Annotated in this window: 17 protein-coding genes; 10 read left to right on the top strand and 7 right to left on the bottom strand. The window is 45.6% G+C overall.

Annotated features, from left to right (window positions below; all coding sequences use genetic code 11):
• The first annotated feature begins 221 nt into the window (after positions 1-221).
• Positions 222-2,432, top strand: a complete 2,211-nt coding sequence (locus tag JGK16_RS30090; protein ID WP_293193582.1) for a peptidase domain-containing ABC transporter — start codon at positions 222-224, stop codon at positions 2,430-2,432.
• A 275-nt stretch (positions 2,433-2,707) separates the two neighbouring features.
• Here JGK16_RS30090 and cimA read toward each other — a convergent pair whose 3' ends face one another.
• Entirely contained in the window at positions 2,708-4,321 is a 1,614-nt protein-coding gene (cimA, locus tag JGK16_RS30085; RefSeq protein WP_293186815.1) for a citramalate synthase, read from the bottom strand.
• A 116-nt stretch (positions 4,322-4,437) separates the two neighbouring features.
• Here cimA and JGK16_RS30080 point away from each other — a divergent pair, with 116 nt between their 5' ends.
• Both JGK16_RS30080 and thiO read left to right on the top strand, forming a co-directional pair.
• Positions 4,438-4,776, top strand: a complete 339-nt coding sequence (locus JGK16_RS30080; protein ID WP_293186814.1) for a 2Fe-2S iron-sulfur cluster-binding protein — start codon at positions 4,438-4,440, stop codon at positions 4,774-4,776.
• A 191-nt stretch (positions 4,777-4,967) separates the two neighbouring features.
• Positions 4,968-6,056 (top strand): glycine oxidase ThiO, encoded by a 1,089-nt coding sequence (gene thiO / locus JGK16_RS30075; protein ID WP_293193584.1) that lies wholly within the window; start codon positions 4,968-4,970, stop codon positions 6,054-6,056.
• Positions 6,057-6,156: 100 nt separating this feature from the next.
• Here thiO and JGK16_RS30070 read toward each other — a convergent pair whose 3' ends face one another.
• Genes JGK16_RS30070 through JGK16_RS30050 form a run of 5 tightly spaced genes read right to left on the bottom strand, consistent with a single transcriptional unit; the run spans position 6,157 to position 8,638 of the window.
• Positions 6,157-6,624, bottom strand: coding sequence for a hypothetical protein (locus tag JGK16_RS30070; protein WP_293193586.1), 468 nt, complete (start codon positions 6,622-6,624; stop codon positions 6,157-6,159).
• A gap of 8 nt (positions 6,625-6,632) precedes the next feature.
• Positions 6,633-6,884: a hypothetical protein gene (locus JGK16_RS30065; protein WP_293193588.1), complete on the bottom strand. Its 252-nt coding sequence runs from the start codon at positions 6,882-6,884 to the stop codon at positions 6,633-6,635.
• A gap of 8 nt (positions 6,885-6,892) precedes the next feature.
• Positions 6,893-7,726 carry a sulfurtransferase gene (locus JGK16_RS30060; protein ID WP_293193590.1) on the bottom strand — a complete coding sequence of 278 codons (834 nt, stop codon included), beginning with the start codon at positions 7,724-7,726 and terminating at the stop codon, positions 6,893-6,895.
• A gap of 45 nt (positions 7,727-7,771) precedes the next feature.
• Positions 7,772-8,197, bottom strand: coding sequence for an MAPEG family protein (locus tag JGK16_RS30055; RefSeq protein ID WP_293193592.1), 426 nt, complete (start codon positions 8,195-8,197; stop codon positions 7,772-7,774).
• Positions 8,198-8,215: 18 nt separating this feature from the next.
• Positions 8,216-8,638 (bottom strand): DUF6220 domain-containing protein, encoded by a 423-nt coding sequence (locus JGK16_RS30050; protein ID WP_293193594.1) that lies wholly within the window; start codon positions 8,636-8,638, stop codon positions 8,216-8,218.
• Positions 8,639-8,728: 90 nt separating this feature from the next.
• On the opposite strand from JGK16_RS30050, the gene JGK16_RS30045 reads away from it, so the two are divergent.
• The 5 genes from JGK16_RS30045 (at position 8,729) to JGK16_RS30025 (ending at position 13,282) form a co-directional block, all read left to right on the top strand.
• Positions 8,729-9,445 (top strand): LuxR C-terminal-related transcriptional regulator, encoded by a 717-nt coding sequence (locus JGK16_RS30045; protein WP_293186809.1) that lies wholly within the window; start codon positions 8,729-8,731, stop codon positions 9,443-9,445.
• A 128-nt stretch (positions 9,446-9,573) separates the two neighbouring features.
• Positions 9,574-10,671, top strand: a complete 1,098-nt coding sequence (locus tag JGK16_RS30040; RefSeq protein WP_293193596.1) for a fatty acid desaturase — start codon at positions 9,574-9,576, stop codon at positions 10,669-10,671.
• 105 nt (positions 10,672-10,776) lie between these two features.
• Positions 10,777-11,781, top strand: a complete 1,005-nt coding sequence (locus tag JGK16_RS30035; RefSeq protein ID WP_293193598.1) for a methyltransferase domain-containing protein — start codon at positions 10,777-10,779, stop codon at positions 11,779-11,781.
• A gap of 377 nt (positions 11,782-12,158) precedes the next feature.
• On the top strand, positions 12,159-12,938 hold the full coding sequence (locus JGK16_RS30030) for a class I SAM-dependent methyltransferase (RefSeq protein ID WP_293186806.1): 780 nt from the start codon (positions 12,159-12,161) through the stop codon (positions 12,936-12,938).
• Positions 12,939-12,952: 14 nt separating this feature from the next.
• A complete protein-coding gene (locus JGK16_RS30025) occupies positions 12,953-13,282 on the top strand; it encodes a cupin domain-containing protein (RefSeq protein ID WP_293186805.1) in 330 nt (109 codons plus the stop codon).
• A 427-nt stretch (positions 13,283-13,709) separates the two neighbouring features.
• On the opposite strand, the gene JGK16_RS30020 is transcribed toward JGK16_RS30025, so the two are convergent.
• Entirely contained in the window at positions 13,710-14,411 is a 702-nt protein-coding gene (locus JGK16_RS30020; protein WP_293186804.1) for a Crp/Fnr family transcriptional regulator, read from the bottom strand.
• A 129-nt stretch (positions 14,412-14,540) separates the two neighbouring features.
• Here JGK16_RS30020 and JGK16_RS30015 point away from each other — a divergent pair, with 129 nt between their 5' ends.
• Complete coding sequence (locus JGK16_RS30015; protein ID WP_293186803.1) at positions 14,541-14,663, top strand: hypothetical protein; 123 nt, start codon at positions 14,541-14,543, stop codon at positions 14,661-14,663.
• Between the two features lie 23 nt (positions 14,664-14,686).
• The coding region (locus JGK16_RS30010; protein WP_293186802.1) for a helix-turn-helix domain-containing protein at positions 14,687-14,938 on the top strand (252 nt) is incomplete at its 3' end.

The following is a 14,938-nucleotide window of genomic DNA, read 5'->3' as shown; positions in this document are numbered from 1 at the left end:
AAACTGTGGTCGTCGGCGCCGTTGGGTTGTGTACCGCCGCAATTGCGACGGTTCCTTCAGAAGAGTAGTTCGCTACGGCTACTGGTAAAGTTTAGTGCTCTGAATTCAGCTCTATAACTTTTGATCGAGAAAGCACCCATAACTTTATGGGTGCTTTTTGCTGATTGGGTAGTTGGTGATGAGTAATCTTCTTTATGCTCTACCATTATTCATTTTGCAAAATGTTAAAGAACATCCCTTTGATCGGCAAAATGCCATTATTCGGACAAGTTAACAGGTTTAAGAAATATCAGGTTGTACTCCAGCAGAGCGAAGAAGACTGCGGGGCGGCTTGTTTGGCTTCGATCGCCAAATTTTACGGACAGAACTTTACCATTAGCCGTTTGCGAGAATCTGCGGGTACAGGCCAAAAGGGGACAACTCTGCTGGGCTTGAAACAAGGCGCTGAGGCGGTGGGCTTTAATGCTCGATCGGTGCGAGCAGCGGCTGCTATTTTAGACAAAATTGACGAAGCACCTTTACCGGCTATTATTCACTGGAGCGGGTACCACTGGGTTGTTTTGTACGGAAAGCAGGGCGACAAATATGCGATCGGCGATCCGGCTGTCGGTATGCGCTATATTTCCAAAGAAGAATTAGCAGCAGGTTGGACAGATTGGCTGTGCTTGCTAGTAGACCCAGATCCCGATCGATTTTTTGCCGAAGCAGACGGCCAACCGCCCGCCAATTCGTTACAAAAATGGACGCGCCGGGTTTGGATTTACCGCCAGCTTTTAATGGAAGCACTGTTGATGAATGTGGTGTTGGGTTTGCTGTCGATTGCTTCACCTTTTCTCGTACAACTGCTCACCGACGACATTCTGGTGCGGGGCGACACGCAACTTTTGGCAAGTGTGGCGATCGCAGTTATAGTTATGAACCTATTTAGCAGCAGTTTAGGATTAGTACAGTCGAACTTAATTGCTCAATTTTCCCAGCGTTTAGAATTGGGATTGGTCATGGAATTCGGGCGTAAATTCCTGCGATTGCCTTTAAGCTTTTACGAAACCAGACGCAGCGGCGAAATCGTCAGTAGATTACAAGATATCCAAGAAATCAATAAATTAGTTTCTCAATTTGCGATCAGCTTACCAAGTCAATTTTTTATAGCTGTAGTTTCTTTTATTTTCATGTTGTTTTACAGCAAGGAACTGACGCTGGCAGCTACAGTCATCGCTTTGTTCATGACTGCCTCTACAGTAGTTTTTATGCCCGTATTGCAGCAAAAAACGCGGAATTTATTTGTACTGGAAGCAGAAACTCAAGGCGTTTTAGTAGAAACATTTAAAGGCGCGCTGACCGTCAAAACGACTAGCAGCGCCCAGCAACTTTGGGAAGAATTTCAAGGTCGCTTCGGTCGTTTAGCGAGTCTTACTTTTCGCACTACACAAATTGGCATTCTCAACAATATCTTTTCTGGCTTTGTTGCTTCAGCAGGCAGCATTACCCTGCTGTGGTTGGGCAGCGGGTTGGTGATTGACAAGGCATTGAGTATCGGTCAGTTGCTAGCATTTATTAGCATGAATCAAAACGTTACTACTTGGGTGACTTCCTTGGTCGAATCTACTGATGAAATGGCTCGCGTGCAGACAGCAACTCAACGGCTTTCGGAAGTCATAGACGCTGAGCCAGAAAGTAAAAGCGATATTAATAAACCTGTGGTAACGCTTCAAGGCAGCGACGAAATTGTTTGTAAGAGTGTGAATTTTCACTACCCAGGCAGACTTGACTTGTTGGAAAATTTTTCTGTGACGTTTCCGGGCGGTCACGCAATTGCTTTAATCGGTTATTCTGGTTGTGGAAAAAGTACGCTAGCTAAGGTAATTGCTGGTCTGTATCCGCTGCAATCTGGCAATGTGAGAATTGGCGGTTACAATTTGCAAGATTTGTCTCTCGATTGTCTCAGACAGCAGGTGGTTCTTGTTCCCCAAGAAGCTCATTTCTGGAGCCGTTCGATTCTCGATAATTTTCAGTTGGGGAGTCCTGATGCCACTTTTGAACAGATTGTGAAAGCTTGCAAAATTGCCGGGGCGGATGAATTTATCAGCCAATTACCGGATAAATATCAAACTGTTTTAGGGGAGTTTGGGGCGAATATTTCGGGGGGACAAAGACAGAGATTGGCGATCGCCCGTGCCATTCTCAATAACCCGCCCGTGTTGATTCTAGACGAGTCTACCGCAGGGCTAGATCCCGCCAGCGAAGCGGAAGTCTTGGAAAATTTATTGATGTACCGGCAGGGGAAAACCACGATTTTTATCAGTCACAGGCCCCGAGTGATCGATCGCGCCGATTGGATTATCATGTTAGAACGCGGCAGGTTGAAACTGCAAGGATCTGCTGCAAAATTGCGATCGATTCCCGGAGATCACTTAGAGTTTTTGGAACCTTAGACAAAATTGCAAAAATAATTAGGACGGGCTAGAAGCCCATCCCACAATAAAAAAAATTGTGGAACGGGCATCTTGCCCGCCCACTATGATTGTGGAACGGGCATCTTGCCCGCCCAATCTATGATTGTGGAACGGGCATCTTGCCCGCCCAATCTATGATTGTGGAACGGGCATCTTGCCCGTCCAATCTATGATTGTGGAACGGGCATCTTGCCCGCCCAATCTATGATTGTGGAACGGGCATCTTGCCCGTCCAGCTATTGTTGCAATCTTGTCTAATGCACCCGACAAACTAGGGGAATCGCCTCCTGATTTTCCAACACCAAACCGTACTCCAAACCCTCAACAACCGCCTGACAAGAAGCATCCAAAATATTACCAGAAACCCCAACCGTCGTCCAACGATCGTGGCCGTTACTAAACTCAACAAACACGCGAGTTTTAGCCGAAGTTCCCGCACCAGAATCCAGAATTCGCACCTTGTAATCTGTCAGATAAAAATGCGCTATCGCCGGATAAAAATTCACCAAAGCTTTCCGCAAAGCCGCATCCAAAGCCGAAACCGGGCCGTTTCCTTCCGCACATTCCAGAATAATTGTACCGTTTACTGACAATTTCACAGTTGCCAAAGCGGTACAATCTTCGCCAACCTTATCGCAGTGAACTTGAAATCCATGAATTTCAAACCACCGCTGCCGCTTTTCCAAAGCTTCCCGCATCAACAATTCAAAAGACGCCTCAGCACCCTCAAATTGATATCCCTGACTTTCCAAATCTTTCAACTTTTCCAGAATTTGGCGGCAAGCAGGATTTTTGCGATCGAGTTCAATACCAAAAGTCTTAGCCTTCGCCAAAACATTACTCAAACCCGATTGATCCGAAATCACAATTCGCCGGATGTTGCCGATTTTTTCCGGTTCCAAGTGTTCGTAAGTTAACGGATTTTTTTCAACCGCCGATACGTGAATTCCGCCCTTGTGAGCAAAAGCCGAAAGGCCAACAAAAGGAGCGTGATCGTCGGGAGCAAGATTAACAATTTCGCTGACGGAGCGACTGACTTGAGTTAATTTCGCTAATTGCTCATCTTGAATGCAATCATAACCCAACTTGAGCTGAAAATTAGGAATCAAGGAACACAAATTAGCATTACCGCAGCGTTCGCCATAACCGTTAATAGTTCCCTGTACCATCGTCACCCCTTCCCGCACACCAGCCAGAGCATTAGCAACGGCAACTCCAGAGTCGTTGTGAGTGTGAATTCCTAACTGTAAAGATTGAGTTAGTTCAGTTCCTAAAGCCGCTAAAACATCACGCACAACTTGACTAACTTCGTCAGGCAAAGTACCGCCGTTGGTATCGCAAAGCACCAGCCATTCTGCACCAGCATCCGCCGCTGCCATTAAAGTTTTAATCGCATACTCGGGATTGTGTTTGTAGCCGTCAAACCAGTGTTCGGCATCGTAAATAACGCGCCTTCCCTGACTCCGTAAATATTCAATAGTATCTCGAATCATCGCCAGATTTTCTTCTAACGTCGTCTTCAAACTTTCAATTACGTGCAAATCCCACGACTTGCCAAACAGCGTTACCCAGCGAGTCCCCGCAGACAAGATAGGCTGCAACATTTCATCATTGGCTGCCGTTTTTCCCGGTCGTCTGGTCGAACAAAAAGCGACAACTTCTGCTTGAATTAATGGCTGTTCTTTGAGCCGCCAAAAAAATTGTACGTCTTTAGGATTTGCTCCCGGCCAGCCACCTTCAATAAACGGAATTCCTAAACTGTCTAACTGTCGAGCAATTCGCACTTTGTCTTCGAGAGATAAGCAGAGTCCCTCGCACTGAGCGCCGTCTCGCAGCGTGGTATCGTAGATCCAGAGCCGATTTTTCATGGGAATTCTCAATTCTCAATTGGTAATATATCACTTATCATATTAGATGAAATTATTTGAAATAAATGCGATAATATATAGGAAAATTAACATAAATCTAATCGGGGTAAATTACTGTGGTTAAGGTACAAGCGCAAGGAAAAACATTTGAGTGCGATCGCGGATCGAATCTCCGTGAAGTCTTGCTCAAAAACGGCATCGATCTCTACAACGGCAACGCTAAAGTCATCAACTGCCACGGTTTGGGGACTTGTGGCACCTGTGCCGTCACCATCGAGGGCGAAGTTTCCGAGTCCGAGTGGCGTGAAAAAGCGCGACTTTCGATTCCTCCCCATTCTCCCGCATCAAACCGCCGTTTGTCCTGCCAGACTAAGGTTTTGGGCGATATTAAGGTGACAAAATATGATGGTTTTTGGGGCCAGGGCTCGGAAACTGTATGGAAACCTCAAGGATAGATTTTTGGTGCAGGAAGGCTGATAAGCTGTAGTGCATTTAGATTGCATATTTTGGGTGGTGCTGCGAAGCCCACCCCACAAGAAAATATGTAAGACTTGCCCCAAAATTCTAACTGTAAGGTGCGAACACCAGCACCTTACCCTCAAGAAGGCCCCGAGGTAAAAAAGCCAGACAGTCCATAGAAAAGTCAATGAATTCATCTCAAGATATTCTGATTATTGGTGGCGGAATTATCGGCCTTTCCCTAGCAGTTGAACTGAAATTGCGAGGGGCATCTGTCGCTGTTCTTACCGCCGATTCTCCACAACCGACGGCCCGGGCTGCTGCCGGAATGCTCGCTCCCCAAGCGGAACGAATTCCCCCCAGTCCGATGCTGGATTTGTGCTTGCAAAGTCGCGCGCTGTATCCTTCCTGGGTGGAACGCCTGGAAGAGATTACGGGGTTGAAAACGGGGTATTGGCGATCGGGAATTCTCGCACCAGTTTGTCAAAACGATCCTCAACAACAGCCGCTATTGTCAAACCTTAACTCTCATTGGTTAGACAGAGATACTGTTCGCCAGCACCAGTTTGGATTGGGTGAAGAAGTAATCGGTGGTTGGTGGTATCCTGACGACGCTCAAGTGGACAACCGCGCTTTATTTCGGACGCTACAGAGCGCAACCAAAGAATTGCAAATTGAGATTATTCAAGATACTGCAAAGGAAATTATTCGGCATGGAAACCGAGTTTTTGGCGTAGAAACAACGGCAAGAAAATTGCAAGCTGACCGTTATGTTTTGGCGGCAGGGCCTTGGTGTGAGAAGTTATTGAATGTTCCGGTTTTTCCCAGAAAGGGGCAAATGCTGTCAGTGTGCGTACCAAAAGATTGTGCAGTTATGCAGCCATTGCAAACAGTTTTATTCGGGACTGGCATTTATATTGTGCCGCGTCAAGATGGCAGAATTATTATTGGTGCAACTAGCGAGAATGTGGATTTTACCCCTGGAAATACCCCAGCGGGAATCCAAAGTTTGCTAGCAGGAGCGATTAAGTTATATCCCGAATTGCAGAATTATCCGATTCTAGAGTTTTGGTGGGGATTTCGGCCTGCTACGACGGATGAGTTGCCGATTTTGGGCGCTTCTGCTTGGGATAATTTGACATTGGCAACTGGGCATTATCGCAATGGCATTTTGTTGGCTCCGGTGACTGCTAAGTTGTTGGCTGATTTGATGTTAAATCGAAAGTTAGATCCGTTGTTGGCTGCTTTTAATTATGCGAGGTTTGCATTTTCCTGACATTCGGTTTAATCGTTCGGACTTTAGTCCTCTCTTTATAAAGATAAATGAAGCAGGACTAAAGCCCTTACTACGAACTTAATTTTGGCGTAAGTCCAAATTAGTTAGATTCCGTTTTTTTGGGTAGGTTCAATTCCCTGCATTTAAGCGCAGCCAAATCGTAAGCATTTTGGTAATCTTTACCGCCTAACATCACATCGCCGTAATATTCATAGGGTTGATTTCCGTAAACCGGCAGGGGATCGTCTTCTGGATAATCTTCTTTTGATTCGTCTAGAATTGCTTTGAGTTTCTTGACGCTCAATCGCTGGGCGGGGAAGTAATGAATGTCTTGAGCATTGAAGCCAAGATGCGGAAAAGTTGGGTCAACAATGCGCTCGTTGAGTTCAATCCAGCTATACTCGATGGGTTTGTAAGGCGCTCCGGGTGCAGCTAAAAAGCCTTGAACGTAGATTGCGCCTTCGGTGGTTAATGCTGCTTTGGAAGCGTTATCAAAGCAGTTTTTACGGTTGCTTTTAATGCGAGTGGCGATTTCAATAGAAAGCGTCTCGTCTAACAGTTCGCTCATGATTTATTCTAGTTGCGCGTGCGACTAAATTGTAGCAAGTCGGAGCTGCGATCGCAAAAAACGAACGATCGCCAATCACGATCGCTCCTCAAATTCCCGTTTCCACGAGTCGAGCCAAAATCCTCTGCGGTGGTGGATGTTGTGTCACATTTGGGTTTCGGGGGCGGTTTGTCAAAGGCGTAAGCGGGGGTGATACGCGCCGAAAAGTCGATCGCCCGCATCAACTTCCCGGCGGATAAAAATATTTGGGAGTCGCGCAATATGTAATTTATTGCTCGATGGGTACATCAGGTAAACGGCTCCACTCATTCCACGATCCATCGTAGTTTCGGACGTTGGGATAGCCCAGTAAATACTTCAAAACAAACCAGGTATATGCAGAACGTCCACCAATAGCACAGTAAGGAAACACTTGCTTGTCAGCCGTAATCCCCTGGTTGCTGTAGAGAGTGTATAACTCCTCGGCTGATTTAAAAGTTCCATCTTCATTCAGAGTGAGAGTATGCTCAAGATGCACCGCCCCCGGAATATGTCCCCCGCGTTCGGTTCCTTCTGGTGGCTTTAGCATAAATACTTCGCCACAGTATTCTTGAGGGGTACGCACATCCAGCAACACGCAATCTGTCCGATTCAGAGATGCCTGAACCTCTGCTTGTAGAACCCGCAAATTGGCATCTGGAGATTTTGCACGGTACTGAGTGGGTGCGAAGTTTGACAACTCTAATGTCAGCGGACAACCTTCTGCTACCCATTTCTGATATCCGCCGTTGAGTACATATACTTTGTCATGTCCAAATAATTTCAACAGCCAGAAGATCCAAGCTCCTGTAGCGGGATTACTACCGCAAGCAATCACAGTCGTTTCACGGGAAATTCCCGATCGCGACAGCAATTTTGCGATCGCAATTGGATCTAGATTTATGCCGAGATTAGGTGTGAGAATATCTGCAAAAATATTCCAGAAAACTGCACCAGGAATGTGAGCATCTTTGTATGGCTCTGGATTCATATCAACTTCAACCAGACGCACAGTCGGATCGTTAAGACGATCCATCAGCCATTGCGTATCTACCAAAACTTCTGGGTGAGTATATTGGGACATCGGTTTTATCCTGTTATTTGCATTAAAACTAAATCAAGCGCGTACCTATTTAGCAAAGTGGCTAAATGCTGCACGGATGGCGATGAACCACACCATCAGGGTTGAGAATAGGTAGAGGTAGAAGCGCAGCAGGATTAGATTGAATGTACAATGAACGATGCTGTGCAAAGCGCGAAAGCCAACGAAGATCCAAGCCGCATTCACATAAACTGCATCTACCTGGTTCGTGATGAAAAGGTATAGCACCAGCGCATAAAACAGGACGGGAATCTCGAACAAATTCTTGAAGTTATCGGACGGATTTGATACCTCTGGTGGCGAGATTTGTGCCAGCATACCAGTTACAGCCAGCTCCTTCGGGGCGAGCTTTGTATTGTTGAGGAAAGTGATACGGCGGATGTAGAGATAAACCCAGACTACCAGTGTCACAAACACCATTGCAAAGAAGGGACTAAAAATTGCATTTTGCATCGTTTTTACCTATAAAACTCAATTGTTCTGAAGATGGGCGGGCGATAAAATGCGCCCTACGCTATGTACAAGAGTTGAAGAAACAAAGACTAAGGTAAATTCAATCAGAGGATGGAGTACCTCTAGGTGAAAAGGAGTGTTGAGATGAATGGTCAAAAATTGTAGTCCCAGCAGTACGGGTAGACTTGCGGTGAGACGTTGTATTTGAGGTGAGAATCGAGTCAGCAGCGACCATCCCAGTAATAATAATGACAGCCCGCTATATCCTCGGACTAGCCAAACATGAATATCCCACCATGCAGGATTGACAAAGTAAGCGAATCCAACCGTTAACAATTGAGCAATCAAGCAGAGGTTAAAGACGACTGAAGTCGCATAAAAGCCGATCGGCATCCAACGCATGGGAGTGCGATCGCGCTCAATTTCCGAATTGATGGTCATGTCACGTTATTTTTGATACTTTTGATAATATAAGCTGAGTAATTCAGCAGTCATAGACCCCGATCGGGTACACTTTTCGCTATCACGACGATGACAAATTCCTTACAGCATTTATTTGAAGCAATCAATCAAGTCAAGAATGAACAAGATCTGCGATCGCAAGTCGTGCCGCAAATCGGCGAGTATTTTGCCGCTAAGCGATCGGGAGTCTTTTTCTTTGACCAACTGCCTTTGTTAGATAAAAAATTTCATAAAACCCTGGAAATTGCACTATCGATCGAATATAATCCTATTGCGCGTTATCTAGTTGAGCGCCATGCTCCAGTCCACGAAGCACTGGTAGCATCACCCAAAGTTTGGACGATGATTTGTCCTCGCCCCGATCATTGGCACGTGATGGCGGGCCCGATTGTAAGTTGCGGTCAATTAGTGGGTGTATTCGGTTGCACTCGCGAACAGTCAATGTCTGCTTTTGATGCACAAAATTTAGCAGATTTGAGTGGAATTTGTTTGCACTTATCTGTCTGGAGTGCAACAATGCGATCGCCATACCAGCCTTTCAAAACCAATCGCTTAACGCCTCGTGAATTGGAAATTGCCGAGTTGGTGGCTTTGGGACGAACTAACGCCGAAATTGGGACTGAACTTTGGATTACTGAAAATTCTGTGAAGCAAGCTCTGAAGCGAATGTTCCGCAAGCTTGAGGTTTCATCCCGCGCGCAGATGGTGGCACAACTTTCTGCTACAAAATACGAGCCTAGTGTCAAGCAGTCTGTATCAAATTTGGTGCTCAACGGCGATCGATAACATTTTGCTTGCGCCCTCACCGATTAGCCAACCGTATAGTAGTATGGTATTATTTGATTTTCTGTCAATCACCTGCAATCTAAACTATATTCTCAGCTAAGCACTTATCCACACTACAGACATACTGAATGAAAAGCGCGATCAAAAAGTCGGATTTTGTGCTATCTCCTTACATGAAGAGCAACAATTTCAAAGCTACATACCAACTACTCAATACAGTCATCCCCTATACATTTTTATGGTTTTTAGCATTTAAAGCTGCTGCCATTTCTGTATGGCTGCTGCCACCGATCATCGTGTTGATGATACTCTTTTCAGGACGCTGTTTCTCCTTGATGCACGATTGCGGACACTATTCTCTGTTTAGTTCCAAAAAAGTCAATCGCACAGTGGGTTTTCTGCTAGGTATCATCAATGCAATTCCTCAGTACCCCTGGTCTAGGGGACACGCTTACCATCACAAAAATAATGGTAATTGGGATATGTACCGAGGCCCTTCGGCGTTGATTTCCACCGAAAAGTTTGCGGCACTCAGTCCATTTAACCAAAAGATATATCAGTTGCTCAGACACCCGCTGATGCTGTTTCCTGGTGGCTTTTTCTACCTGATTATCAAACCAAGACTCGCGCTAATATTGGGAATTGCTGGTTTTGTCAGACATACTTTTGATTGTCTCAATCAAGATTTAGGTATGGGTTTATCTAGAATAATTGCTTCCTACAAATCCAAACACTGGTATACGACGGCTGAGTTTTGGGATTTACTCTTCAACAATATTTGTGTGGTGGGTAGCTGGCTTTATCTGGGTAACTTACTTGGGTTTGGGTTTTTCTGGAGTGTTTACTCAATTGTGATGACTTGTTCGGCGGCGATATTTATCTGCATCTTCTTTGTGCAGCATAACTTTGAGGGTTCCTACGCTCACAAGACAGAGGGCTGGGACTATCTGCTTGGTGCGATCGAAGGTAGCAGTTATCTAAAATTACCAACTATTCTCAATTGGTTTTCGGCTGATATTGCTTACCACAATATTCATCATCTGTCTGAGCGAATTCCTAATTACAATCTTCGGGCGTGTCACAATGCTAATTTGCACCTGCTTGGTAATTCAAGAATCCTGACAATTCGCGAGATTCCTGATTGTTTTAAGTTCATTCTTTGGGATGCTGCTTCAGATAGTCTGCAATCGATCGCATCATTTAGACAACAAGTAGAAATAATTTGATTCCCGTACTATGCAACCCAACGATCGGCTTTTCGGGGAAGCTGTCAACTGTCAACTGTCAACTGTCAACTGCTATACATTCTGCTCTGGAAAGAAGGTAAAAAAATGAATTTATTTGTTGTTGTACTTGGAGTTTTGTTTGTACTGCTGGCGATCGCCCTTCTGATCTATTTAATCACGGCTCGCCCTTATCAATCATCGGACTCCGTGGCCAATTCCTACGACGAATGGACGGAAGACGGGATTCTCGAATTTTATTGGGGCGAGCACATCCACTTGGGCCATTACGGTGCGCCGCCACAACGCAAAGATTTCCTCGCAGCCAAATCGGATTTTGTGCATGAAATGGTGCGCTGGGGAGGCTTGGATAAATTACCTGCCGGTACTACCGTCTTAGATGTGGGCTGTGGAATTGGCGGTAGCAGTCGTATTCTCGCGAAGGATTATAAGTTTGCTGTCACGGGGATTACGATCAGCCCGCAGCAAGTTAAACGCGCTCAAGAATTAACTTCCCCAGATCTCGATTTGCAGTTTCGGGTGGATGATGCTATGGCGCTGTCGTTTCCAGATGCGAGTTTTGATGTGGTTTGGTCGATCGAAGCTGGGCCGCATATGCCAGATAAAACCGTGTTTGCGAAAGAGTTGATGAGAGTCGTCAAGCCCGGTGGCGTGGTGGTTGTGGCGGATTGGAATCAAAGGGACGATCGCAAAATCCCGCTCAATTTCTGGGAGAAACCAGTAATGCAGCAACTGCTGGATCAATGGTCACATCCGGCTTTTTCAAGCATCGAGGGCTTTTCAGAACTTTTAGAAGAAACGGGGTTTGTGGAGGGCGCTGTAACCACCGCAGATTGGACGCAAGAAACCCTTCCTTCCTGGATAGATTCTATCTGGCAAGGTATAGCTAGACCGGCCGGATTAGTGCGTTTTGGTGTATCGGGTTTCATCAAGTCTCTGCGAGAAGTACCGACTCTTTTACTAATGCGTTTAGCCTTTGGTGCGGGGCTTTGCCGCTTTGGAATGTTCCGCGCACTGCGAGCAAATTCGGTAGAAAGAAGACTGGCGGTTGAAACCGCGTCTACACAGGCAAAACCCGCCTCCGCGGGTTGAAGATATTGCAATTAAAATTACGTGGGCTAGAAAGAAGACTGGCGGTTGAAACCGCGTCTAGACAGACAAAACCAGCCTCCGCGGGTTGAAGATATTGCAATTAAAATTACGTGGGCTAGAAAGAAGACTGGCGGTTGAAACCGCGGCTAGACAGACAAAACCCGCCTCCGCGGGTTGAAGATATTGCAATTAAAATTACGTTATTCTCTTCAGTCTCGCGTTGCGCGGACTTCGTTTGTGTAGACGCGGTTTCAACCGCCGTCTAGCGGTTTCAACCGCCGTCTTATCTTAGAGATAATTTGAATATGAGCTAGATCATAGAAAGCTTTGGAACAATTTGGCAAACTGAGAGTAAGGTTAAATAGGAGGTCAATTTTATGACCAATATTGCTCTCAATTTTAAGACTGCACCGGGGCATGAAGTGCTGGCGGCGGCTGGCAAGAAAATGCTGAGGCCGGGGGGAAAAGTTGCTACGGAAATGTTGTTTGAATGGGCGGATTTTCAAGCGGGCGAAACTGTTTTAGAGTTGGCTGCTAGTTTTGGATATAGCTCGATCGCCCTTGCGGAACGTTTTGGCGTTAAAGTAGTGGGAGTTGAGAAGAATCCCGACAGTGTGGCGCGCGCTCGTGCTAATGTTGCAGCAGCGGGTTTGGGCGATCGAGTCCAAATTGTCGAAGCAGATATTTTTCACTTGGATCGGATTTCCCAAGAGTTTGATTGGGTGTTGGCTGAAGCTATCCTGACGATGCAGTCAGGGTGGGGGAAAGCTAAAATTATATCGGGAATTTGCGATCGGCTAAAACCGGGCGGCAAGTTTCTTTCTCACGAACTTTTAGCTAGAAACCGAGAATCAGAAATTCACAAAGCTTTGTCGGAAGTGATTCGGGCTAATTCAACGCCTTTGTCTGAGTCTGGCCCGATTGCTGTTTGCCAAAACGCGGGTTTGCAAGTAGAAAAGTGTCAAACTGGGGCGATGGGACTCCTCAACTTGCCACGAATGGTTGAAGACGAAGGTTTTGTGGGTACTGTGCGGATTTTGTGGAATATTTTAAGTAAATCGCAAATTCGCGATCGTATTTTAGCAATGCGTCAAGTTTTCCAAAAGTACGATCGCGATTTAGACTACATCATCCTTTGTGCAACAAAACAATATTAAGGGATTCAAAAATCATGACTGCTACTCTTTTACCGTTAGAATCTTCCGCAATCCAACTCCGAGAAGCAATTGAATATCCCGCCGCCGGAGTGCTGAGCAAAATTTTAGTAAAGGACAATAATTGCCAGTATACCCTACTTTGTCTGGCTGCTGGTAGCGAGGTTTCCGAACACTCTTCGCCGCGCAATGCCACAGTTAATGTAGTCGAAGGAAAGGGAATTTTGACTTTGGAAGGTAAGGATATTGTCTTGGAACCGGGGGTGTTTGTTTTTATGCCCGCCCGTGCTCCCCACGCCTTGAAAGCTGAAGAAAACTTGGCGTTTATTTTGACATTTTCGGAGTAAAATAATACTGTCAATTCTGATTAATTTCAAGAAACTAGCATTAGTATTTTATTTGAAAATCAACCTCTCGATCCCCCTAGCCCCCCTTAAGAAGTAGGGTGGTTTTATTGTGAGGATAGGAAATATAAAAATACCAACAGTATCGCTCAAAGGTTGGCTCGCGCTTGGGCCAAGGTACGTAGTTGCGCTCTTAGCGTCTTTCCTAATATTATAAAGAGCGCTGAAGCGCAACTACGTACCTAATTTTTCTGACGACAATAAAACCGCCCTGCCTAGCCCCCCTTAAGAAGGGGGGGACAAGAGCATCAAAGTCGCCACAACGATTCGGGGAACCGAAGTTTTCTTCAAAGTCCCCCTTCTTAAGGGGGATTTAGGGGGATCAAAACTTAGCGATAAACCTACCGAATCAATGTACTTCTTCCCTTCATTAATCTATGTCTTCTCCAGAGGCGATCGCCTCCAGTTGTTTCCAATCCAACACAGTAATTTTTCCGCCTCGACTGTAAGATACAAATGGCTTGAGTTTCTTAAACAACCGCACGCATTCTTCGTAGGTGATGCCAATACTGCGAGCAATTTGATAGTAGGGAAAACGTTTTTCTAAACATACACTATTATCCACAATCTTCGTACCTTGCTCGATGCCAAAGTAATGAATGAATCTCGCCAGCCGCACGATCGCCCTTTCCGACACCAAACCGTGTACAGTCTCGTGCAGTTGCTGCAACCGCTGGTTAAAAACCGCCAATATTCGCAAAGCAATCTCAGGATTTTGCCGAATTGCTGCTAGCAAAAATTCCCGTTCTGTGGTAAGAACTTGCACGTCAGTTTCTGCCGTCACCGTTGCCGACGCAACTCCGTTACCCAGCAAAGCAGGTGCGGCAAAAATATCTCCCTGAAATAAAGTACGCAAAATTGTTTCTTTGCCCGCCGCCGCTGTTTTTGCTACCCGCAGCGAACCGCTCAAAAGCGTGTATAATTTTTCGGGGATGCGATCGCCCTCATACATCACAACTTCTCCCTGTCGGTAACTCCGAATTGCTGTATGTTCTTGCAGTTGCTCTAAATCAGTTCGGTTTAAGCTGGCAAATATCCCAATTTGGGCCAGTTGCTCAACGGTTGCTTTCATAAATTTAACTTGAGCCGGAGTCCATTCAGAGTATCATAGCGGTGAATTCAGAATATATCGAGGCTAGCAGAGCTAGTACCTAGCTAGCGATTAAATAGACAAGGTAGTACACTTGTAGACAAATCTACGATGTACCTGTTCAAACCCTGGGCGATTCCCAAAAAACCTTGGATTGTCAGTAAAGATACTCGCTTGCGCTGGGATGTTTCGGGGAAGTTACCAGCCAAACCTACCCTGTCGGGCGATCGGTGAAATTAGCGTGTTGAGGTCGAACAATGCTTTTATCCATCAAAACAAAGTTAAAATTAAACAAGAGTCAGACAACTGTCATGAGCAAACACGCTGGAATAGCAAGGTTTACTTATAACTGGGGATTGGCTACTTGGAGTTACCTTTATCAAGATGGATTGAAGCCCAATAAATACCTGCTCAAGAAATTCTTTAACAATCATGTAAAGCCTGAGTTTACATGGATTAAAGAAGCGGGAATTTGCCAGAAGATAACTCAATATGCTTTCGACAATCTT

Source organism: Microcoleus sp. PH2017_09_SFU_O_A, assembly GCF_020738625.1.
GTDB lineage: Bacteria > Cyanobacteriota > Cyanobacteriia > Cyanobacteriales > Microcoleaceae > Microcoleus.
This window is presented reverse-complemented; position numbering and strand designations above follow the sequence as displayed.